Origin of the sequence: Pseudomonas sp. LABIM340, from assembly GCF_040017195.2 — a bacterium.
Classification (GTDB): Bacteria; Pseudomonadota; Gammaproteobacteria; order Pseudomonadales; family Pseudomonadaceae; genus Pseudomonas.
Genome location: NZ_CM200227.1, coordinates 3393745 through 3414574, shown reverse-complemented (window position 1 = coordinate 3414574; position 20830 = coordinate 3393745). Strand labels below are relative to the sequence as shown.

Here is a 20830-nt window from a genome sequence, read left to right as displayed (position 1 = left end):
ACTCCAGGTGGTCCAGGTGTTGGAGTGCGCATGCTGGCAGTGCCCGAAGCCGGCCAAAACCGCCCGATCAGGTGATTTTCGCCCTCACCCGTGCAGGTGATTCCGGTTTTTTTCGCAGTATCCGACTGCTTTCCCGCGAGCCTTTCCCCAGGGGCGAGCCGACCCCGCGATACCCCACGTAACCCCCCTGGGCATCGCCCTCTCACGACAATCCGGCGAACCACCCCAACGGGTGATTTGCACCCCACCCCTTGCCGCGTTCAATGGCGCCCTGTGCCCGGCCACCTGCGCCAGGGCCTGCAAACCACAACAACAAGCATCACGGAGAACCGTGCTATGACCCGCAAACGCAGCTGGCTGCCGCGGCTCGCCCTGGCCGTCGGCCTGCTGGCAGGAGCCGGCGCCCAGGCGGCCGACAAACCGAACATCCTGGTGATCTTCGGCGACGACATCGGCCAGACCAACATCAGTGCCTATTCCCAGGGCGTGGTCGGCTACCGCACGCCGAACATCGACCGTATCGCCAAGGAAGGCATGCTGTTCACCGACTACTACGCCGAGAACAGCTGCACCGCCGGACGCTCGACCTTCATCACCGGCCAGGCCTCGCTGCGCACCGGGCTGACCAAGGTCGGCGTGCCGGGCTCGCCGGTTGGCCTGCAGGACCGCGACATCACCCTGGCCCAGGCGCTCAAGGGCCAGGGCTACGCCACCGGCCAGTTCGGCAAGAACCACCTGGGCGACCGCGACGAATACCTGCCAACCAAACATGGTTTCGACGAATTCTTCGGCAACCTCTACCACCTCAACGCCGAGGAAGAGCCCGAGCGCCCGTACTGGCCCAAGGACCCGAGCAACCCCTTCGTCCAGCTCTTCTCCCCGCGCGGGGTGATCCACTCCTACGCCGACGGCAAGATCGAGGACACCGGTGCGCTGACCAAGAAGCGCATGGAGACCATCGACGACGAGACCACCCAGGCGGCGATCAACTTCATCGACAAGCAGGCCAAGGCCGACAAGCCGTTCTTCGTCTGGATGAACACCACGCGCATGCACCTCTACACCCACGTGCGCGACTCGATGAAGGGCCAGAGCGGCATGCCCGGCAACGAGTACGCCGACGGCATGCTCGAGCACGACGGCGACGTCGGCAAACTGCTCAAGACCCTGGATGACCTGAAACTCACCGAAAACACCATCGTCATCTACACCACCGACAACGGGCCGAACCGCTTCACCTGGCCGGACGCCGCCACCTCGCCGTTCCGCAACGAGAAGAACTCCAACTACGAGGGCGCCTTCCGCGTGCCGGCGATGGTCCGCTGGCCGGGGCACATCGAGGCGGGACAGGTCACCAACGGGATGTTCTCCGGGCTGGACTGGTTCCCCACCCTGCTCTCCGCCGTCGGCGTGCCCGACGCCAAGGAAAAGCTGCTCAAGGGCTGGGCGCCGGTTGCCGGCGGCACCAGTTTCAAGGTCCACCTCGACGGCTTCGACCAGCTCGCCTTCCTGACCGGCAAGAGCCCGAAGAGCGCGCGCAGCGAGTTCTTCTACTTCAACGACGACGGCCAGTTGGTGGCCATGCGCTTCGGCGACTGGAAGGCGGTGTTCTGCGAGCAACGCAAGCCCGGCGGCTTCGAGGTGTGGAGCGAGCCCTTCGTCTGCCTGCGGATTCCAAAGCTGTTCAACCTGCGCATGGACCCGTACGAGACCGCCGACATCGTCTCCGACCAGTACAGCGACTGGCTGGTGAAGAACGCCTACCTGCTCGGCATCGCCACCATGAAATCCGCGCAATTCCTGCAGACCTTCGTCGACTGGCCGCCGAGCCAGCGCCCGGCCAGCTTCACCATCGACCAGGTGCAGCAGGCCGTGTACCAGAAGATCGCCGAGAAGGCCAGGCAGCAACAGGCCGCCGCCAAGCCCTGAGCCACCACCACACCCCTCCGTTACGAGGGGTGTGGTGCTTCACCGCGCGCTGTAAAACCCCAGGCGTGACCGCACGGAGCCCCCTCTTGGACATTCGCACCCCGCTCCTGGACCTGGAGCGCAACCTCTGCCGCGTCGTGCTGGGCCAGGAAACGCTGATCCGGCAACTGCTCATCGCCCTGCTCGCCGACGGCCACCTGCTGCTGGAAAGCCTCCCCGGGCTGGCCAAGACCCGCACGGTCAAGGCCCTGGCGCAACACCTGCACGGCAGGATGAGTCGCATCCAGTTCACCCCCGACCTGCTGCCCTCGGACATCACCGGCGCGGAAACCCTCCACGCCCATGGCGGGCATGCCGAGATCCAGTTCCAGCCCGGCCCGCTGTTCGGCAACCTGATCCTCGCCGACGAGATCAACCGCGCGCCGGCCAAGGTCCAGGCGGCGCTGTTAGAAGCCATGGAAGAACGCCAGATCACCTGCGCCGGCCGCAGCTACCCGCTGCCCGAGTTGTACCTGGTGCTCGCGACGCAGAACCCGATCGAGCAGGAAGGCACCTACCCGCTGCCCGAAGCGCAGCTGGACCGTTTCCTGATGAAACTCAAGCTCGACTACCCGGCCCCCGAGCACGAGGAAACCATGCTGCGCCTGCTGCGTGCCGAAGGCTGCGGCGGCGCACGCGCCCGCGAGGCCGTGGAGCCGTTGGACGCCGAGATCCTATTGGCCGCGCGGGAGCAGGTCGCCGCCATCGAAGTGGCGCCGAGCATCGACCGCTATCTGGTAGACCTGATGCGCGCCAGTCGCCGCCCCGCCGATTACGACGCGCAACTGGCGCGCTGGATCGAGGTTGGCTGCAGCCCGCGCGGCGCCATCAGCCTGGACCGCGCCGGACGCGCCCACGCCTGGCTGGAAGGCCGCGACCACGTCCTGCCCGACGACATCCACGCAGTGCTGCTGCCGGTCCTGCGCCATCGCCTGCTGCTCAGCTACGAGGCGGTGGCTGAGGGCATCGATACCGACGCCGTGCTCTGCCGGCTGCGCGACCATGTCGCCATTCCCGCCTGAGCGCCGCGCCGACGGCCTGGCCTACGCCGACCTCGGTCGCCTGCTGGCCCTGGAAATGCCCGCGCGGCGCCTGAGCGCACGCATCACCCGCCTTGCCGCCGCCAGCCTGATCGGCCAACACGCCTCGACCCTGCGCGGGCGCGGGTTGGACTTCCAGGAACTGCGCCATTACCGCCCCGGTGACGACCTGCGGCGTCTCGACAGCCGCGCCAGCCTGCGTCACGGCACGCCGCTGGTACGCAGTTTCAGCGAGGAGCGCGAGCGTCCGGCGCTGATCTGGGTCGACCAGCGCATGGACATGTTCTTCGGCTCGCGGCGCTACCTGAAATCCACCCTGGCCGTGGAGCTGGGCGCACTGCTGGCCTGGAGCGCGCTGCACGGCGGCGACCGGGTCGGCGGGCTGGTGTTCGGTGACCGCCAGGAAGAGCGCCTGCGCCCCACCCGCAACCCGGCCGGCATTCGCGCCTTCTGCGCGGCGATGCTGCGACACAACCATGCCTTGTCCGCCGATAGCGCCCCGGCAAACAGTGCGCGGCTGAACTCGTTGCTGGAAACGCTGCTCAGTGGCCCGGAGCGTGGCGGACAGCTGTATCTGATCAGCGACTTCTCCGGTTGCGATGAGCGTACCCGTGACCTGCTGCAGCAACTGCTTCGGCGCCACCGAATTCTTGCGCTGCAGGTACAGGACCCACTGGTCCTGCAGCTGCACGGCGACACGCCACTGAGCCTGAGCGGCGGCAACGACTGGCTGGAGCTCGACCTGCGTCGCAAGCCGGTGCGCCATCCCGTGCAGGACTACCTGCGTGGGCGCCTGGACAGCGTCGCGGAACACCTGCGCCTGGCCCAGGTGCCGCTGCTGCGCCTGAGCACTGCCGAAGCGCCGCTGGACCAATTGCGCCGCGAACTGCTGCGCCCCGGAGTCCTCGCGTGAGCAGCGTGGCACCGGACCTGCGGCAATTGCAGGAGTTGCCGCTGCCGCCACTGCCTTCCTACTGGCCGCCGGCCTGGGGCTGGTGGGTGCTGCTGATGGCCCTGATCGTCGTGGCCGCCTTGCTCGGCCTGCGTCGCTACCAACGTTGGCGCAGCCAGCAGTACCGGCGTGAAGCCCTGGCACAACTTGATCTCCTGACGCAGCAAGCCCCGGAACAACGTCGCGAGCTGGCGGCGCTGCTCAAGCGCTGCGCGCTGTCGATCCCCGCGCTGCGCAATCGCCGCGCGGAGATCACCACGCTGAACGGCCCGGCCTGGCAGGCCTTCCTGCAGCGTCACTGTCCGCGACCGCTGGCTTCCGATCTCGCGGAACGCCTGGCGCAGCTCGCCTACGTCCCCGCCGCGCAACTGCAGCGCTGGCCGCAAGCGGACTGGGACGCCCTCTTCGCCCAGGCGCGCCTCTGGCTGGAGGCCCACCGTGTGGCAGCTTGATTATCCCTGGGTGCTGGCCCTGTGGCCGCTGGGCCTGCTGGCGATCTGGCTGCTGCCCGAGCAGCGCGTGGCGCGCACGGCATTGCGCGTGCCGTTCTTCAGCGAATTGCGCCGCGTGCATCACGCCCCCTTGGGCAAGGCTCCCGCACGCTGGCAGGGCTGGCTGAACCAGCTCAACTGGTGCCTGTTGCTGCTGGCCCTCGCCCGCCCCGCCTTTTATGAACCGCCGCAGATGCTGGTCGAGCCGGCGCGCGATCTGGTGCTGGCCCTGGACCTGTCGCAATCCATGGCCACCCGCGACTATCGCGACGCCAACGGCCGCCAGCTGGACCGGCTCGCGGCGGTGAAGCAGGTGCTGCACGACTTCATTGCCCGGCGCAGTGGCGACCGTCTCGCCCTGGTGGTGTTCGGCAGCGGTGCTTACGTGCAGGCCCCGCTGACTCTCGATCACAAAACCCTGCTGCGCCTGCTGGACGACAGCGCCATCGGCATGGCCGGGGCGGACACCGCCATCGGCGATGCCATCGGCCTGAGTCTGCGCGTGCTGGACGGGCCGGCGCCGCGTGCACGGCAGATCGTGCTGCTCACCGACGGCAGCGACAACGCCAGCGCCGTTCCTCCGGAGCGCGCGGTTGCACTGGCGGTGCAGCGCGGCGTCGTGCTGCAGACCATCGCCATCGGTGGCAGCGGTGGGCAAGGTGCGGAGAAAGTCGACAGCGCGCGCCTGCAGGCCCTGGCCGAGACAACTGGCGGGCGCTTCTTCCGTGCCGAGGACAGGCAGGCGCTAGCCGGTGTCTACGCCGAGCTGGACCGCAACGCCCCCCATCCGCAGCCAAGAATGGGCCCCCGCCCCCGCCATGAAGGCTTCTACTGGCCGCTGGGGCTGGCCCTGCTGTTAACCTGCTGCGGCCATCTGCTGGGCGCCGGCGCCTTGCGCCTGCCCAGTCTGCGGAGAACCTGAATGCCATTCCATCGGCCGCTCTGGCTATTGCTGATCGTCGTGGCGCTCCTGCTGCTGCAACTCTGGCGCCGTCGCCAGAACCTCGGCCAGCGGCTCGCCAAACGCATCGCCCCGCACCTGCTGCAACACCTGTTGCTCGATCAGCCCGGTACGGGCCGGCTCGGCCCCGCACACCTGCTGACGCTGTTCCTCTGCCTTGGCGCGGTAGCGGCTGCCGGCCCCCTCTGGCCGGGGCACGCCGCGGACCTGGCCGATGACCGCGGCCTGCTGATCCTCGCCGTCGAGCTGTCGCCCAGCATGGATGCGCCGGACCTGCGCCCCACCCGCCTCGAAGCCGCCAAGCGCAAGCTGCGCGATCTGCTCAAGGAGCGCCAGGGCGCGCCCACCGCCCTGATCGCCTATGCCGGCCACGCGCATCTGGTGCTGCCGCCGACCGACGACCCCGGTCTGCTGCAAAGCTACGTACAGGCGCTATCCACCGCTCTGATCGAAACATCCGGCAGTGACCTGCGCGGCGTCCAGCGGTTGGCCGCGAGCCTTTCGGAGGAAGCGGGCGCGCCCGCCAGCCTGGTTCTGTTCGCCGACAGCGCGGACCCGCGCGAACTCAAAGACCTGCAGCGCCACGCAAGCGATGCGCTGCAATGGCTGCTGGTGGATTGCAGCGCAGCGCCCTCAGGTCGCTCCGCCCCCCTGACCGAGCTGGCCAGCGCCCTGGATGCCGGCCTGCGCGCGCTGAGCCCGGACGACAGCGACGTGCGCTGGATCGGCCGGCAAGCCGTGCGGCATTTCCAGTCCCGCCAGCAGGCCACGGACGGTTCGCGGGAGGTGGGCTACTGGCTGAGCTGGGCGCTGCTGCCGCTCGTACTGCTCAGCCTGCGCCGCGGTTGCAAGGTCCACTGGCTGGGAGCTGTGCTGCTGGCCCTGGGCTGTGCCCTGCCGAGCCAGCCCGCCATGGCCGCCAGCTGGCTGGACGCCTTCGCCAGTGCAGACCAGCAAGGCCGCTGGGCTCTCCAGCACGGGCGCCCGGCACTGGCCGCGGAGCGCTTCGACGATCCCTACTGGAAGGCACTGGCGACCTATCAGGCAGCGGACTACGCCGGCGCCCTCGCGCTGTTCTCCCGCCTGGACACGGCCGAGGCGCAGTTCTACGCAGGCAATAGCCAAGCCCGACAATACCGCCTCACCGAGGCCATCAAAGCCTATCGCCGGGCCCTGGCCTTGAAGACCGACTTCCCCGAAGCCCGCGCCAACCTTGCGCTGGTGGAAGCGCTGGAAAAGGACCGAGAAGACGCCGAGCAAAACGCACCCAAGCAACGCGGCGACGATGAAGTCATCGACGACTCGGCGGACAAGGGCCGCAGCATTGCCCAGCCCTCGGGCCAACGACCGGCCGACGAGCACTGGCTGGACAGCCTGCAGACCTCGCCCGCCGCCTTCCTGCGCAACAAGTTCCGCGCGCAGGCCAGCCACGCCAGGGAGGCCCGGCCTTGAAGCGTGTCCTGCAGTTGCTGCTGATGCTGCTCGCCACTGCCGCGTATGCAGACGGGTCACAATTGCGCGTCGAAGCACAGCTTCTCCCCGATTCCAAGGTAAGTCTTGGCGCGACGCTGACCCTGCAACTGGACGTACTGACCGACACCTGGTTCACCGCCGCGCCGCAACTCCCGGTCCTGCAGCTGCCAGGCACCCGCGTGGCCGAGCCCGCCGGCTCTCCCGTGCACCTGACGGTGGAGCGTGACGGGCAGACCTTCTTCGGCCTGCGTTACCAGTACCGGGTCACACCCCGTCAGGCACAGCGGTTCGAGATTCCCGCGCTCGAGGTCAGCGCGCAGGTCGGGCAAGCCACGGCCGCACTTCACGCCAACAGCCTGCCGTTGAACTTCGAGGTAGCGCCCGCACCGGACGACGGCGCCCGCCTGGTCGCCGACTCGGTGCAACTGCAGCAGATTCTGCAACCATCAGCCGCTGCATTTCAGGTAGGGGACAGCCTGGAACGCCGCGTCGAGCTGCGAGTGCGCGGAGCTCCGATGGAGCTGTTGCCTCCCGCCGAATTCACCGCCGTGGAAGGCACCCGCCAGTACCCGAACCCCGTCCAACTACAGGAGCTCGACGACGGACGCGGCCACAGCGATGGCGCGTTGCGTGTCGACAGCGTCGCCTATCAGTTCGAGCGCGCGGGACGCGTCGAGCTGCCGCCACTGGAACTGAGCTGGCGGGGAGCCGGCAGCGGCGAACTGCACGTGGAGCAGCTGCCGGGCCTGACGCTGGAGGTAGCCGCAGCACCGCCTTCGGTGAACCCTATGGCGTGGCGCGATCGACTGGGGTTGTGGATCGAACAGCACGCGCTGGCCGCCCTGCTGCTGATCGGCGGTCTGGCACTGGGCTGGCATTGGCTGGCCCCGCCAGCCGCAGCGGCCCTGCAATGGCTGCAGCGACTCGTCAGCCGGCTGCGCCAACGCTACCGGCATTCGGAACATCGGGCCTGGCGTCGGCTGCACCGGCAACTGCAGCAGCGGCCTACGCGCCTGGATGGTCTCTACCTCTGGCTGCAGAAGCGGCAGGTGCGCTCGGCCGAGCTGCAACGGACCCTGCGCCTGCTGTACGGCAGCACACCCGATGCCGAACGGGGCCTGCGCATGCTGCGTGGATTGCTGCCGAAGCTGCGCCGTCTGCGTGGCGAGCGCCAATCCCACCCGCCGGCGTTGCACAAGCTCAACCCTTAGCCTTCCGTCGCCAGCAACTCCACCGCCACATCGCGGAATTGCCGCACCACGCGGCTTTCGTTGTCCGGGTTGTAGACCAGCGCGAGCGCCACGGTGCGTTCCTGATGCGGGGTTTCCAGCTCAAGGAAGCACACCGGCGCCGATGAGTTGCGCGCATGCAGCGCCGGCACCAGCGCCACGCCCAGGCCGCAGGCCACCAGGCTGATGGCGGCCTGCACCTGGGTGGTGGAATGCACCAGTTGCGGCACGAACCCTGCCGCCTGGCAAAGCTGCAGCAGCACGTAGTGCAGGCCTTCGGTGTGCGGGTAATCGATCAGCGGCTGGTCGGCGACTTCCGCCAGGTGCACGCGGCTGCGCCCGCTCAGTGCCAGCGGGCTGTCCTGCGGGACGACCAGCATCATCGGCTCCCACACCAGCGGGATCAGCTTCAGCGCTGTTGGCTGCGGCAGCGGGAAACGCACCAGACCGACATCGGCGCCGCCGTTCTCCACCAGCTCCAGCACGCCGCTGGAAGGCAGCTCGCGCAGCTCCAGGGCGATACCCGGATAGCGCCGGCGGAACTCCGGGATCAGCTGCGGAATCAGCGAAAGCGTCGCCGAGCCCACCGAGCCCAGCGTCAGTTGCCCGCGCTCGCCCGCCCCCGCCTCCAGCGCGTAGCGCCGCGCCTGCTGCAGATGCAGCAACGCCTTGCGCAGCTCCGGCAGCACCGCCTCGCCGGCTTCGGTGAGGGCCACCTGGCGCGTGGTGCGCTCGAACAGCGGCAAGCCGATCTCCTCCTCCAGCTTGCGGATCGACACCGACAGCGGCGGCTGGGACATGTGCAGGCGCTCGGCGGCCTCGCGGAAATTCAGGGTCTCGGCCAGGGCGAGGAACTGGTGAATCTGGCGCAGCTCCATACTGATACTCCATGTGTATCAATCGTTCTCCAAATAATATTGGATGAGTACGAGCCCTGCCCATAGCCTGACCCCACTCGACGACAACAATCCCAACAGGAGAGTGGTGCATGGCGCACAACGAAATCGCCCTCGGGCAAGGCTACTACTGGCAGCAGATCGAAGCCGGCCAGCGTTTCCGCACCTTCCGCCGGACCGTCACCGAGGCCGACCTGATCGGCTTCGTCGGCGTCACCGGGCAGACCGAAGTGATCTTCATCGACAGCACCTTCAACGGCGCCATCCAGGGCCGCCCGGTGCCGGCGGCGCTGAGCTACAGCCTGATCGAAGGCATCCTCATGCAGACCATGCTGCAAGGCACCGGCCTGGCCCTGCTGGAACTGCACAAGAGTGTGAAAGGCCCAGTGGTCGTGGGTGACACCCTGGAAGCCGTGGTGGAGATCGAGGAAGTCCGCCCGACCTCGAAGAACAACCGCGCCGTGGTCACCTCCCGCGTCTTCGTGCTCAACCAGCGCGAGGAAACGGTGATGGAGTACCAGGTCAAGCGCCTGCTCGCCGGCCGCCCCGAACGGAGTGAAGGCTGATGCTCGAAGCCCTCGACTTCCGCGCGCTGCCGGCGCGGCACGAGGCCTTGCGCGAGGAGCTGCGCAGCTTCCTCGCCGAGCGCCTGCGGGACTATCCGACTGATCTGCGAGCACGCAGCTGGCAAGGCTTCGATGCCGACTTCAGCCGCGTGCTGGCCGAGCGCGGCTGGGTCGGCCTGACCCTGCCGCAGGAGTATGGCGGCGCCGGTCTCGACCCGTTGGCGCGCTTCGTGGTGGTGGAAGAACTGCTCTGCGCCGGCGCACCGGTGGCCGCGCACTGGATCGCCGACCGCCAGAGCGGCCCGCTGCTGCTGCGCTTTGGCAGTGAGCAGCAGAAGCGCCTGCACCTGCCGGCGATCTGCCGCGGCGAGCAGTTCTTCTGCATCGGCATGAGCGAACCGAACTCCGGCTCGGACCTGGCCAGCGTGCGCACCCGCGCCGAAGCCAATGCCGGCGGCTGGCTGCTCAACGGACAGAAGATCTGGACCACCTACGCCCAGCACAGTCACTACATGATCGCCCTGGTGCGCACCTCCGGCAGCGCCCAGGACCGCCATCGCGGGCTGTCGCAGGTGCTGGTCGACCTGTCCCTGCCGGGCGTGAGCATCCGCCCGATCCGCGACCTCACCGGCGCCGAGCACTTCTGCGAAGTGTTCTTCGACAACGTGCAGCTACCGGCCGAGGCGCTGGTCGGTGCGGAGGGCGACGGCTGGAAGCAGGTGACCGCCGAGCTGGCCTTCGAGCGCAGCGGGCCGGAGCGCATCTATTCCAGCATCGCCCTGCTCGATGCCTGGCTGGACTGGCTGCGCACCCACCCGCAGGCGGGCCAGGAACGTCTATTGGGCCAACTTCTGAGCGAGCTGATGGTGCTGCGTGCGCTGTCGGTCAGCCTCGCCGCGCAACTGGCGGACGGCCGCAGCCCGGTGGTGGAAGCGGCGCTGGTGAAAGACCTGGGCACCAGCTTCGAGCAATCCATCCCGACCCTGCTCGGCGACTTGCTGGGCGCGGTGCAGGGCGCCGCCGCTCCGCACCTGCTGCAACGCACCCTGGCCTACCTGGAACGCATGGCCCCGGTGTTCTCCCTGCGCGGCGGCACCCGCGAAATCCTCCGCGGCGTGATCGCCCGCGGCCTCGGCTTGCGATAGGAACCCCCATGAGCCTCGACAACCTCATTCTCGACGCCTTCGGCCAGTGGCTCGAAGGCGAAGTCAGCGCCGAGCGCGTGCGCCGCATAGACCTGGGCGAATCCGCCGACGGGCTGTGGCGCTCGCTGGCCGAACACGGCTTCGCCGATCTGCTGCTGCCCGAGGAGCTCGGCGGCGCGGCGGCCAGCGCGGAAACCGCCTGTCACCTGCTGTTCGCTGCCGGCGGCGCGGCCCTGCCGCTGCCGCTCGCCAGCACCTGGTGGGCGCGCCTGGCGCTGGCCGAAGCTGGCCTCGCGCTGCCCGAAGGGCCCATCGCCCTGGCCAATGGCGAACGCGATGGTCAGGGCCTGCGCTGCCATGCGGTGCCGTTTGCCGCGCAATCCTGCTGGGTACTGGCGACGCTGGCGGAAGGCGCCTGGCTGCTGCCGGCAGAAAGCGCGCAACGGCGGGCGGATGGCGTCCACGCCAGCAGCACCGAGGAACTGCATTGGCCGAGCCTGCCGGACAACGCCCAGCGCCTGCCGCCAAATCGTGACTGGCGCGCTCTCGGCGCGGCCTTCAGCGCAGCACTGATCGCCGGAGCCGCCGAGCGGGTGCTGCAACTGACCCTGGACTACGCCACTACCCGCCAGCAGTTCGGCAAGCCGGTCGGTGGCTTCCAGGCCATCCAGCAACAGATCAGCGTGCTCGCCGAGGAAGTCTTCGCCGCGCGCATGGCGGCGCAACTGGCGCTGCGCGGGTCGACATGGCCGCAAGGCATCCCCGCCTCCGTGGCCAAGGCGCGCTGCAGCAGCGCGGCGGTGCGCATCTGCAACATCGCCCACGCGGTCTTCGGCGCCATCGGCGTCACCGAGGAATGCGAGCTGCAGCTCTACACGCGACGCCTGTATGCCTGGCGTTCGGACTTCGGCAGCGAGGCGTACTGGCAACCGCAGATCGGCCGCGCAGCCCTGCGGGAGAGCGGCGACAGCCTGGCCTTCCTGCGCCGGCACCTGCCCGCGGCCTGAAGCGTGCCGCCTACCGGCGGCACCTTCGCAACCTGCTTCTCAAACCGTGCTTCTCAAAATAATGACAATGGAGAACACCGATGGCCCACATTCTCAGCCAACCGCACCGCGCCGCCTCAGCGGACGCGGCCGCCAGCGCCCGGCCCATCGCCTGGCGCACCATCATCGCCGGCAGCGTCGGCAACACCGTGGAGTGGTTCGACTGGACGGTCTACACCGCCTTCGCGCTCTACTTCAGCCACCAGTTCTTCCCCTCGGACAACGAGACCACCGCCCTGCTCGCCTCCTTCGCGGTGTTCGCCATCGGTTTCGCCATGCGCCCGCTGGGCGGCTGGCTGATCGGCATCTTCAATGACCGCGCCGGGCGCAAGGCAGCGCTCAACCTGACCATCCTGATGATGGCGCTGCCCTCGCTGCTGATCAGCCTGATGCCGACCTACGCCACCATCGGCATCGCCGCGCCCGTGCTGATGGTGCTGGCGCGCATGGTCCAGGGGCTCTCGGTAGGTGGCGAGTACGGCGCCGCCGCGACCTTCCTTGCCGAATCGGCGCCGGCCAGCCAGCGCGGCCTGTACTCGGGTTTCTTCTTCGCCAGCATCGCCCTCGGCCTGCTGTTCGCCTCGGGCCTGGCCTGGGTGCTGAGCCAGTGGCTGAGCCGTGAACAACTGATCGACTTCGGCTGGCGCATACCGTTCTTCATCGGCGGCCTGGGCAGCCTCGCCGGCTTCTGGATTCGCCATGGCGTCGAGGAAACCGCGGCCTTCCGCAAGGGCCAGGAACAGCGCCACGGCCAGCGCATCGAGCAGCCGCTGCGCACCCTCTGGCGCGAGCATCCGGAAGCCGTGAAGCGCCTGGTCGGCATCAGCCTGCTGGGGGCCTTCGCCTTCTACCTGTTCGTCAGCTACCTGCCGGTGCACGCCATCCGCAGCCTCGGCGTGGAGCCGGGCACCGCCTATGCCGCCAGCAGCCTGGCGCTGGTGGTGTTCATGATTTCCCAGCCGCTGTTCGGCTGGCTGTCCGACCGCATCGGCCGGCGCCCGCAGCTGATCGTCTTCGCCCTGGGCTACGCCGCGCTGCTCTACCCGGTAGTGCGCTCGATGAACGCCTCGTTCACCTCGATCCTCGCCGTCGAACTGTTCGGCCTGCTGCTCTACGGGCTGTATTCGGCCATCGCCCCGGCGATCAAGTCGGAGCTGTTCAGCACCGACATCCGCGCCCTGGGCATCGGCCTGCCGTACAACCTGGTGGTGGCGATCTTCGGCGGCACCACGCCCTACCTGATGACCTGGCTGCAGAGCCGCGGCCAGGAGCAGTGGTTCCTGGTCTACGTCTCGGTCATGGCGGTGATCACCCTGGTGGCCTTCGTGCGCATGCCCGAAACCCGTGGCAAAGACCTGCACTGAAGCCCCGCAGCGAACTGGAGAGAAGCATGAGCAACACTCAACAGCACGGCCCGCTCTCGGGCCTGCGCGTCCTCGACCTGTCGCGGGTCCTTGCCGGCCCCTGGGCCACGCAGATACTCGGCGACCTGGGCGCGGACGTGATCAAGGTGGAACGCCCCAGCCGGCGCGACGACACCCGCACCTGGGGCCCGCCCTTCCTGGAAGACAGCAGCCCCACCTGGGACGCCGCCTACTACTTCTGCGCCAACCGCAACAAGCGCGCCATCGCCGTGGACTTCGGCCACCCCGACGGCGCCGCGCTGCTGCGCCGCCTGGCCGCCTCGGCGGATGTGCTGGTGGAAAACTACAAGGTCGGCACCCTGGCGCGCTACGGCTTGGATTACACGGCGCTCAAGGCACTGAACCCGAAGCTGATCTACTGCTCGGTCACCGGCTTCGGCCAGACCGGCCCCTACGCCGGGCGCGGCGGCTACGACTTCCTGGTGCAGGGCATGAGCGGGCTGATGAGCATCACCGGGCGCCGCGACGACGAGCCTGGCGCCGGGCCGCTGAAGGTCGGTTTGCCGGTGAGCGACCTGTTCTGCGGCCTGTACGCGACCATCTCGATCCTCGCCGCGCTCAACCACCGCCACACCAGCGGCGAAGGCCAGCACATCGACTGCGCGCTGCTCGACAGCCAGCTGTCGCTGATGGCCAACCAGGCGATGAACCACCTGGTCAGCGGGCAGGTGCCGCAGCGCCTGGGCAACGCCCACCCCAACGTGGTGCCGTACCGCGACTTCGCCTGCAACGACGACTACATCCTCGTTGCCTGCGGATCCGACGGGCAGTTCCAGGCGCTGTGCCGCCTGCTCGGCCGTGACGACCTTGGCGACGACCCGCGCTTCACCCGCAACCCCGGCCGCAGCCAGCACCGCCGGGAACTGGAAGTGGAACTGGCGAAAAGCATCACCGGCTGGCGCGCCGCCGACCTGCTGGCGGCCATGGAAAAGGCCGGCGTGCCCGGCGGGCCGATCAACAACCTGCAGCAAGCCCTCGCCGATCCGCAGGTACAGGCCCGCGGCCTGCTGCAGACCCTGACCCGGCAGGACGGCACCCAAGTCACCCTGCTTGGCTACCCGGCGCGCTTCTCCGCCTCGCCGCCGACCTACCGCCTGGCGCCCCCGATGTTCGCCCAGGACACCGCGCAGGTACTGGCCGAGCAACTGGGACTGGCCACCGAGCAACTGGCGGAACTGGCTGGCAAGGGCGCGATTGCCCTGGCCCAGCCACTGGCGGAGCCCGTCTCGCAGGTGGGCTGAGCCGCCGGCTTTGCATTCCCTCGCCTCGATCAATATGATGCATATATGTTTTGTAATGCTTCATAGCGAATTGCGTCAGAGAGAGGCGAGAGAATCATGGGCATCATCAACCTGGACGACGACCTCCACGACCAGCTGCGCCGCGCCAGCTCCGTGGCCTGCCGGTCGATCAACGCCCAGGCGGCGTTCTGGATCAAGATCGGCATGCTCTGCGAGCTGGAACCGACCCTGAGCTTCAACGAGATCATCACCCGCGAACTGCAGGAAGCCGGGGTCAAATACTCCGCCGCCGGAGGCGCCAAGTGACCAAGACTCCGGCGGAACTGGCACTGATGGCCGAATCCGGCCGGCTGCTGGCGAAGGTCTTCGGCTTCGTCGACACGCTGGCGCTGGAAGGCATGACGACCCTGGAAGTGAACGACCGGGTCGAGCGCTACATCGTCGATGAGCTGCACGCGCGGCCGGCCAGCAAGGGCCAGTACGGCTTCGCCTACGTGCTCAACTCCTCGCGCAACCAGGTGGTCTGCCATGGCGTGCCGTCCGAGACGGATCGCCTGCAGGACGGCGACATCGTCAACTTCGACATCACCCTGGAGAAGAACGGCTTCATCGCCGATTCGAGCAAGACCTACCTGATAGGCAACGTCTCACCCGCCGCCCGGCGACTGGTCGACATCACCTACGAGGCAATGTGGAAAGGCATCCGCGCGGTGAAGCCCGGCGCGCGCCTGGGCGACGTCGGCCACGCCATCGAGCGGCACGCCCGGCAGCACGGCTACACCGTGGTCGAGGACTACTGCGGCCATGGCATCGGCCGCGAGATGCACGAGCCGCCGCAGGTACTGCACTTCGGCCGCCCGCGCACCGGGCAGGTGCTCAGGGAAGGCATGACCTTCACCATCGAGCCGATGCTCAACCAGGGGCATTCCGGGGTGAAAACCCTGGCGGACGAATGGACCGTGGTCACCCTCGACGGCAAGCTCTCCGCGCAGTTCGAACATACTGTGGCGGTGACCGCCACGGGCTTCGAAGTCCTCACCCTGCGCCCCGAGGAGCGCGCGCTCGCATAGATTGGGCCATTCAAGCGACCGGCCCGATACGGAGCTCAATTCGCCTGTCGGCGAATTCGCGGGCATGGCCCGCTCCTACAGGTGAACTCCGGAACTCTCCCTGTAGGAGCTGGCCATGCCTGCGACAGCCCTGGCACCGGGCTGCCGGGGACAAACCATCACCTTATATTGCGCAAGAATCGATTTTTGCGCGATTTTATTGCCATCACAGCCATTCCATCGCAACTGAACGCCACAAATCAGCCAGCCGCTTCCCATACACTGTTCTCCCACCAACCCGGAGAACTCCAGATGCCCTGCGCCCCTCTCCGCTCACTGCAAGGAAGCCCGCCATGACCTGCGCCCTCTCCCTCGAAGCGTTGGCCTACGACCACCAGGATGGCGAGGAAATCCTGCCGCACTGCCACGCTCACGCACAGCTGATCCACTCGATCTCCGGCGTGATGCTGGTGGGCGCGGCGCAGAAGAACTGGGTGGTGCCGGCCGGCCACGCGCTGTGGGTACCGCCAGGCACCGAGCACCAGATCCGCATGTTCGGCAACGTGCGCATGCGCACCCTGTTCATGCCCGCCTCCACCTGGCCCCGGGGCGGCCAGCAGTGCCAGTTGATCGCGGTAACCCCACTGCTGCGCGAGCTGCTGGTGGCCGCCAGTGCGATGCAGCCCGGCGATGGCAACGAGCACCGCCGCCGCTGCCTGCACGAACTGCTGCTGGTGGAGATGGACGCGGCGCAGACAGTCGGCATCCACCTCGCCATGCCGCAGGACCCGCGCCTGCTGCGGCTGTGCAACGCGGTGATCGGCACACCCGCGGACGAAACCGGCATGGAGGACTGGGCGCAACAACTGAACATGAGCAGCCGCACCCTCGCCCGGCTGTTCCAGCGCGAGCTGGGAATGAATTTCGGCGACTGGCGCACCCGCGTGCGCATGGTCCTCAGCCTGCAACGCCTGATCGCCGGCGCCTCGGTGCTGGAAGTGGCGCTGGAACACGGCTACCAGAGCCCGAGCGCCTTCTCGCAGACCTTCAAGCGGGTTCTCGGGCGATTGCCCAGCCAGTATCGGGCGGAGCGGGCCTGAGGCTTGCCGGCAATCGAGATGAATAGAAACCGCCGTACTAGTGGTCCGAGCTGAAAGAGCGGCCTTACAGTTTTGTCGGAACGATCCACTCAGTCTGTCTGATCAGCCGCGTTGTTTTGAATACTCGGAATCGGCACTTTATCGGGGCTGCGCTCTTTCCTTTAACTTCCTCCATCTACGAGGACAAAATGAAAAAGAAGCCCTGCTCCAACCCCGTTCTGCAAATTGCAGCGGACGATGAAAGATACATCCAAGCCAGAAGACCCGAGAATCCTATCGATCAACTGATCGACGGCGTCGCTACAACCTTGTTCGTCATCCGCGCGGCGCGCCAGCCGCCCACCCCCGAAGACCTCGATCACGCCAAAAACCTCATCGGTAAAGTCGACATACTGGTGGAGCTGGCGAAGCTGGAATCTGGCGTGACTCAACTCGATATCCGTGCAGGGATAGGTGGCCCGGCCGGGACGAAGGCTGCGGAATGGACGCTGGCCCACCTGCTGCGTATGCACGTCCACTCCGCTTGGGATCGCCTAAACAAGGGTAGCGCTCACTCTTCTGGAACCTAAGCGGGATGCCTTGGCGCGGCTGTTGCGCTGCATCCGATAGCCGCTACCATGGCACCGACCGTTATCGAGCCGCTCTAACAGAGAGCGGCATCACAGCCTGCCCTAGAGGCACAGCAATGCCCGATCAGTACCGCGTAACGCTGAACAATGAACTCATCACGGCCACATCAAACGAAGCCGCCGCGTGGGAGACTTATCGTCGCCTGCTACGGCGTGGTGACCTTCGAGCACAGCGCCCTCTGGCCAGCATCAGCAAAGGAGATGAGGTATTACACAGCGCACTGTGCGATGGTCGAGCCGACATTACGGAAATCGGCCCCTATATAACGCCCAACGAAATACTCAAGCTCGTCACTAGCAAAAAGAGAACCCAGGACTTGGTCGCGGCCGCTCACACCCAAGGCTACCCAGTAACTGAAAGCCGCGTAATGTGCTGGATGTTTTCCGCCAGTAATCCTCGACAGCAAGTCATGAGCGTGGATGAGCTTTATATCGTTCTAGCCGGACTCAAGGAATTAGATGAAGAGTAAATAATCGGACAGCTCCCCCACACTTTCCTCGCCCCACGCTGAATAAGCACCGCGCCACAGAGCCTATTCCTACATACTTGCCAATCAGCTCCTGAGTAGAGTCCGGTTAGCCGCTGAACAAATCAGCTGCACCTCTACTTTCTGGAGCAAAGAGCATGACCGCCAATCAACCCTCCACGCCCTTCTATACCAACGACATAACACCAGAACGCCTGCACAAACTGAACACGCCCTATTTCACCGAAGAGCAAATACAAACCTTTGCCCCCGAAGCAGCGGCAATTATTCGGCAAAACCAGGCAGCGCAACTCGCGAACCCGGCAATAGGCATTCGGCTATTCGCAACCGAAGGCAGCCAGACCAAGCGTGGCGGCGTCATCCAGAAAGGCACTTCCCCCCTCGTCATCCTTACCGAATCCGGTGAAAAGCTGACCGTTGCCCGAACCGGCGACCCAATCCAATACCCCGATGGCTCGCTTGCCTACGTCAAGACCGGCGCCGGCAAAGCCAATGGCAACCTCGCCCTGGTTGGCAGCCGGCTGGATAACGGCGATGAAATCATCAATACCCGGCAGCACACAGGCAGTATCTGCATACGAAGAGACACACCGGTGGCTAGCGACTTCCTCCCCGCCCTGGAGGATGAAGCATGACGCTGTATCGTCCCGATATCGACGGCAAAGGCCAGGCGCTTGCCGGTGACAGAACCACCACCGGCGCCTTGCTCATCAGCTACATCACCCCCTGGGGAAGCTGTGACGGACGAGGATTCGTGCTGCGCGGCGATAAAACCACGGACTGCCCCAAATGCGGGAAACCCGGCGTCATTGTCGAAGGTGTTGAAGGTTACAGCTGGGAGGGAATCCCGATTGCCGTGGACCGATGCATCGTCAGTTGCGACTGTCCGGATGGAAGCAATCGGATCATTGCGCCATTGGGGCTGTTGTCCACCAGCACATCTGGCAGCGTAACGCGACCAGCGTTGGCTGGTACTGAACGAGTGAATCAAAAACCCGAAAAAAAGGTCACTCAACTCTTTTGGTCGTACGGCGACAGCTTCATTCGCCTAAACGGCCCATCCCGTCACTACGTCGATCTGAATCTCCACGCCGAAACCCAGAACTACCAGCCGGGTGAATCTATCAGTGTAATCATCGAGTACGCCGACGGCGACGCGCTGATTAATGACGCAAGGCAATTGAACCTAACGGGAACCACGAATACTCAGGGCGCTGTGATTTTCAGGAATCTATTCAAGAACGGAACGTTGAACCTCAAATAAGGGAATAATTATGACATCCATTATTGCAAGAAGCGGCGACGTCTCAGCTGGCATAAAACCAAATAGACCATCCTGGAAAGATATGAGCAAGAACTACATGGGGGAGGATGTTTCTCGGGAAACCTTATACCCAATGATTTCCGCGCAACTTGTCCGGCTCTATCAAGAGAATGATAAGGCCTGGGAGAATACTTGCGCAATCAGAATGTCATACGCATTGAACCGAAGCGGAATAAAATTACCATCAGAAACCTCCCCCAAAGGAGGCACGCTCAAAGGAGACGATGGTCGCTACTACTGGATAAGAGTCAGAGACTTAAAAAAATATCTCAGAGATCGGTTTCGCGATGGAGACGTGGAGTACGAACTGAGCCCCATAACACATAAATCTGAAATGCTAAAAAGAGCCGAAGAAGCACGCGAAAATATAATAAGAAAAATTCAAGGAAGGCATGGAATTATTGTCTTTGATGTTAAAGGTTGGGATGGCGCAACTGGACATTTTACGCTATGGAATGGAAGTGATTTAGTTTATGTGGGTGATGGTTATCACAATGACGACACTACCACTGCCTATTACTTCTGGTTCGCACAATTCAATGAAAAAGAACAAGTCGCAGTACAAACAGTAAAGGTTACTTTTTGGGAGTTAAAATGAAGGCCGCAAAAAAATATATCTACACACTAACATTGGCGGCAATATATCCATTAACCTCACAAGCTATGGAGACAACCCTACCGGGACATTCAAGCAGTTCGAGCGTCGAGCTAAAAGACCCATATCCACCGATAAGGATGCTCGAGGGGGACTATACAATTTCCCCGAAAGAATTCGCATTAAAAACCTGTCTTGACACAAACTACGAGAAGCTCGACTCCTACAAGGCCAAGGAGTTGATGGATCACACTAGCTTAAGTAAAAATATGCCACCGGCTAAGATATTAAAACTCATAGACTTTACAAAAGCTCACACGAGCTTCTTTCACACTGAAAATCTCCCAATAAAATCAGAGTCGCACCCGCCCCCCTATAACGCAATATTTGGTCGCTGCATACATTTCTATAAATCTCAAGGGCTAAGCGATTTCATTCAAAATCTGGAGCACGAAAATTAAATTATTTGCAGCCCAATCTCCCGTCGCAATGAATTACAACCTGCCTAACAGGGTGGCAGTCGCTTGAATGGCCCCATGAACTCATCAATAGCTCATTCTACGAGACGCTCAGAGCACCGCATATGCGAGTCGCGACAGCCCAGCAACCTATGGCTACTAGAGTAGAAAACCTTGTATTCCAACTATTCCCCAGCGCTCCCAAAGCGGGCTGTACAAACCTATTTTCCGGGGGATTGAAATGAAACAGCGATCGTTGGCCGCAATTGCAGCAACAGCTCTACAACTAGCTCCTATTCCTGTTCAAGCCGAAAATGCACCAGCCTCAACGCCACAGGAAAAAATTATATTAAGAACACTCAGAGAAGCGATTCCTGCAGAAAAACCCTTAGGTGGAAGCTATTTAATTACTCAGCGCGAGGCCGCGCTTCGTTACTGCCTAAATATAAATTACGAAAAGATCGGAGCCTATAAGACAGAAGATTTAAGAGACTACTCAGAAATAGAAAGCACCTTGGATACCGAAAAAAGCTTGGCGCTCACAAATTTTATAGCGAAAAAGACCGGGCACTTCTACACGGAAAACCTCCCTATACAAATGGAAAAAAGCCCGCCCTACAACGCCATATTTGCGCGCTGCATGCATTTCTACAAATCTCGCGAACTAATCGAATTCATTAAAAAACTGGAAGAATGAAATGATCCGACCAATACAGGCAGCTCTATTTATCTGCATTCCTTTGCTCTCCAGCCCT

Annotated in this window: 23 protein-coding genes; 22 read left to right on the top strand and 1 reads right to left on the bottom strand. The window is 64.5% G+C overall.

The annotated features are described in order from the left end of the window. Nucleotides 1–336: 336 nt before the first annotated feature. The 7 genes from ABKS89_RS15690 (at nt 337) to ABKS89_RS15660 (ending at nt 8096) form a co-directional block, all read left to right on the top strand. The gene (locus ABKS89_RS15690; protein WP_348590055.1) at nt 337–1929 is read left to right on the top strand and encodes an arylsulfatase; all 1593 of its coding nucleotides are present in this window, start codon (nt 337–339) and stop codon (nt 1927–1929) included. A gap of 86 nt (nt 1930–2015) precedes the next feature. Beyond that, nucleotides 2016–2990 (top strand): AAA family ATPase, encoded by a 975-nt coding sequence (locus tag ABKS89_RS15685; protein ID WP_348590053.1) that lies wholly within the window; start codon nt 2016–2018, stop codon nt 2988–2990. After that, on the top strand, nt 2971–3921 hold the full coding sequence (locus ABKS89_RS15680) for a DUF58 domain-containing protein (RefSeq protein ID WP_348590051.1): 951 nt from the start codon (nt 2971–2973) through the stop codon (nt 3919–3921). Before ABKS89_RS15685 ends, ABKS89_RS15680 begins: the two co-directional genes overlap by 20 nt. Further along, a complete protein-coding gene (locus tag ABKS89_RS15675; RefSeq protein WP_348590050.1) occupies nt 3918–4412 on the top strand; it encodes a DUF4381 domain-containing protein in 495 nt (164 codons plus the stop codon). Before ABKS89_RS15680 ends, ABKS89_RS15675 begins: the two co-directional genes overlap by 4 nt. Then, nucleotides 4399–5373, top strand: a complete 975-nt coding sequence (locus tag ABKS89_RS15670) for a VWA domain-containing protein (RefSeq protein WP_348590048.1) — start codon at nt 4399–4401, stop codon at nt 5371–5373. The genes ABKS89_RS15675 and ABKS89_RS15670 overlap by 14 nt, the downstream gene beginning before the upstream one ends. Continuing rightward, complete coding sequence (locus tag ABKS89_RS15665; protein ID WP_348590047.1) at nt 5374–6864, top strand: VWA domain-containing protein; 1491 nt, start codon at nt 5374–5376, stop codon at nt 6862–6864. Further along, nucleotides 6861–8096 carry a hypothetical protein gene (locus tag ABKS89_RS15660; protein WP_348590045.1) on the top strand — a complete coding sequence of 412 codons (1236 nt, stop codon included), beginning with the start codon at nt 6861–6863 and terminating at the stop codon, nt 8094–8096. Before ABKS89_RS15665 ends, ABKS89_RS15660 begins: the two co-directional genes overlap by 4 nt. Here ABKS89_RS15660 and ABKS89_RS15655 read toward each other — a convergent pair. Further along, complete coding sequence (locus tag ABKS89_RS15655) at nt 8093–8992, bottom strand: LysR family transcriptional regulator (protein WP_348590043.1); 900 nt, start codon at nt 8990–8992, stop codon at nt 8093–8095. The two genes, ABKS89_RS15660 and ABKS89_RS15655, sit on opposite strands and share 4 nt — an antisense overlap. Before the next feature lie 110 nt (nt 8993–9102). On the opposite strand from ABKS89_RS15655, the gene ABKS89_RS15650 reads away from it, so the two are divergent. The 15 genes from ABKS89_RS15650 (at nt 9103) to ABKS89_RS15580 (ending at nt 20772) form a co-directional block, all read left to right on the top strand. Continuing rightward, entirely contained in the window at nt 9103–9576 is a 474-nt protein-coding gene (locus ABKS89_RS15650) for a MaoC family dehydratase (protein WP_138215721.1), read from the top strand. Then, nucleotides 9573–10721, top strand: a complete 1149-nt coding sequence (locus ABKS89_RS15645) for an acyl-CoA dehydrogenase family protein (RefSeq protein WP_518301050.1) — start codon at nt 9573–9575, stop codon at nt 10719–10721. The genes ABKS89_RS15650 and ABKS89_RS15645 overlap by 4 nt, the downstream gene beginning before the upstream one ends. Nucleotides 10722–10729: 8 nt before the next feature. Beyond that, nucleotides 10730–11728 (top strand): acyl-CoA dehydrogenase family protein, encoded by a 999-nt coding sequence (locus tag ABKS89_RS15640; protein ID WP_348590041.1) that lies wholly within the window; start codon nt 10730–10732, stop codon nt 11726–11728. Between the two features lie 80 nt (nt 11729–11808). Further along, on the top strand, nt 11809–13131 hold the full coding sequence (locus tag ABKS89_RS15635) for an MFS transporter (protein ID WP_348590040.1): 1323 nt from the start codon (nt 11809–11811) through the stop codon (nt 13129–13131). 26 nt (nt 13132–13157) lie between these two features. Beyond that, nucleotides 13158–14432: a CaiB/BaiF CoA transferase family protein gene (locus tag ABKS89_RS15630; RefSeq protein WP_348590039.1), complete on the top strand. Its 1275-nt coding sequence runs from the start codon at nt 13158–13160 to the stop codon at nt 14430–14432. A gap of 96 nt (nt 14433–14528) precedes the next feature. Then, on the top strand, nt 14529–14738 hold the full coding sequence (locus ABKS89_RS15625; RefSeq protein WP_081520395.1) for a ParD-like family protein: 210 nt from the start codon (nt 14529–14531) through the stop codon (nt 14736–14738). Nucleotides 14739–14764: 26 nt separating this feature from the next. Further along, nucleotides 14765–15502, top strand: a complete 738-nt coding sequence (gene map, locus ABKS89_RS15620; RefSeq protein WP_518301049.1) for a type I methionyl aminopeptidase — start codon at nt 14765–14767, stop codon at nt 15500–15502. A 332-nt stretch (nt 15503–15834) separates the two neighbouring features. Beyond that, nucleotides 15835–16581 carry an AraC family transcriptional regulator gene (locus tag ABKS89_RS15615; protein ID WP_348590037.1) on the top strand — a complete coding sequence of 249 codons (747 nt, stop codon included), beginning with the start codon at nt 15835–15837 and terminating at the stop codon, nt 16579–16581. A 188-nt stretch (nt 16582–16769) separates the two neighbouring features. Next, a complete protein-coding gene (locus ABKS89_RS15610) occupies nt 16770–17150 on the top strand; it encodes a hypothetical protein (protein WP_081520400.1) in 381 nt (126 codons plus the stop codon). Nucleotides 17151–17266: 116 nt separating this feature from the next. Further along, the gene (locus ABKS89_RS15605) at nt 17267–17680 is read left to right on the top strand and encodes a hypothetical protein (protein ID WP_348590036.1); all 414 of its coding nucleotides are present in this window, start codon (nt 17267–17269) and stop codon (nt 17678–17680) included. Nucleotides 17681–17835: 155 nt separating this feature from the next. Beyond that, the gene (locus ABKS89_RS15600; RefSeq protein ID WP_348590035.1) at nt 17836–18333 is read left to right on the top strand and encodes a hypothetical protein; all 498 of its coding nucleotides are present in this window, start codon (nt 17836–17838) and stop codon (nt 18331–18333) included. Continuing rightward, on the top strand, nt 18330–18962 hold the full coding sequence (locus tag ABKS89_RS15595) for a PAAR domain-containing protein (RefSeq protein ID WP_348590034.1): 633 nt from the start codon (nt 18330–18332) through the stop codon (nt 18960–18962). Before ABKS89_RS15600 ends, ABKS89_RS15595 begins: the two co-directional genes overlap by 4 nt. A gap of 82 nt (nt 18963–19044) precedes the next feature. Beyond that, nucleotides 19045–19620 carry a type VI secretion system amidase effector protein Tae4 gene (locus ABKS89_RS15590; RefSeq protein WP_348590033.1) on the top strand — a complete coding sequence of 192 codons (576 nt, stop codon included), beginning with the start codon at nt 19045–19047 and terminating at the stop codon, nt 19618–19620. Beyond that, entirely contained in the window at nt 19617–20078 is a 462-nt protein-coding gene (locus ABKS89_RS15585; protein ID WP_348590032.1) for a hypothetical protein, read from the top strand. The genes ABKS89_RS15590 and ABKS89_RS15585 overlap by 4 nt, the downstream gene beginning before the upstream one ends. Nucleotides 20079–20316: 238 nt before the next feature. Further along, complete coding sequence (locus tag ABKS89_RS15580) at nt 20317–20772, top strand: hypothetical protein (RefSeq protein ID WP_348590031.1); 456 nt, start codon at nt 20317–20319, stop codon at nt 20770–20772. The last annotated feature ends 58 nt before the right edge of the window (nt 20773–20830 follow it).

Excerpts from the sequence above, each read along its gene's own strand:
- ABKS89_RS15690 (WP_348590055.1), top strand. The coding sequence starts at position 337 with ATGACCCGCAAACGCAGCTGGCTGCCGCGGCTCGCCCTGGCCGTCGGC.
- ABKS89_RS15680 (WP_348590051.1), top strand. The coding sequence starts at position 2,971 with ATGTCGCCATTCCCGCCTGAGCGCCGCGCCGACGGCCTGGCCTACGCC.
- ABKS89_RS15665 (WP_348590047.1), top strand. The coding sequence starts at position 5,374 with ATGCCATTCCATCGGCCGCTCTGGCTATTGCTGATCGTCGTGGCGCTC.
- ABKS89_RS15655 (WP_348590043.1), bottom strand. The coding sequence starts at position 8,992 with ATGGAGCTGCGCCAGATTCACCAGTTCCTCGCCCTGGCCGAGACCCTG.
- ABKS89_RS15650 (WP_138215721.1), top strand. The coding sequence starts at position 9,103 with ATGGCGCACAACGAAATCGCCCTCGGGCAAGGCTACTACTGGCAGCAG.
- ABKS89_RS15640 (WP_348590041.1), top strand. The coding sequence starts at position 10,730 with ATGAGCCTCGACAACCTCATTCTCGACGCCTTCGGCCAGTGGCTCGAA.
- ABKS89_RS15635 (WP_348590040.1), top strand. The coding sequence starts at position 11,809 with ATGGCCCACATTCTCAGCCAACCGCACCGCGCCGCCTCAGCGGACGCG.
- ABKS89_RS15630 (WP_348590039.1), top strand. The coding sequence starts at position 13,158 with ATGAGCAACACTCAACAGCACGGCCCGCTCTCGGGCCTGCGCGTCCTC.
- ABKS89_RS15625 (WP_081520395.1), top strand. The coding sequence starts at position 14,529 with ATGGGCATCATCAACCTGGACGACGACCTCCACGACCAGCTGCGCCGC.
- map (WP_518301049.1), top strand. The coding sequence starts at position 14,765 with ATGGCCGAATCCGGCCGGCTGCTGGCGAAGGTCTTCGGCTTCGTCGAC.
- ABKS89_RS15615 (WP_348590037.1), top strand. The coding sequence starts at position 15,835 with ATGACCTGCGCCCTCTCCCTCGAAGCGTTGGCCTACGACCACCAGGAT.
- ABKS89_RS15610 (WP_081520400.1), top strand. The coding sequence starts at position 16,770 with ATGAAAAAGAAGCCCTGCTCCAACCCCGTTCTGCAAATTGCAGCGGAC.
- ABKS89_RS15605 (WP_348590036.1), top strand. The coding sequence starts at position 17,267 with ATGCCCGATCAGTACCGCGTAACGCTGAACAATGAACTCATCACGGCC.
- ABKS89_RS15600 (WP_348590035.1), top strand. The coding sequence starts at position 17,836 with ATGACCGCCAATCAACCCTCCACGCCCTTCTATACCAACGACATAACA.
- ABKS89_RS15595 (WP_348590034.1), top strand. The coding sequence starts at position 18,330 with ATGACGCTGTATCGTCCCGATATCGACGGCAAAGGCCAGGCGCTTGCC.
- ABKS89_RS15590 (WP_348590033.1), top strand. The coding sequence starts at position 19,045 with ATGAGCAAGAACTACATGGGGGAGGATGTTTCTCGGGAAACCTTATAC.
- ABKS89_RS15585 (WP_348590032.1), top strand. The coding sequence starts at position 19,617 with ATGAAGGCCGCAAAAAAATATATCTACACACTAACATTGGCGGCAATA.
- ABKS89_RS15580 (WP_348590031.1), top strand. The coding sequence starts at position 20,317 with ATGAAACAGCGATCGTTGGCCGCAATTGCAGCAACAGCTCTACAACTA.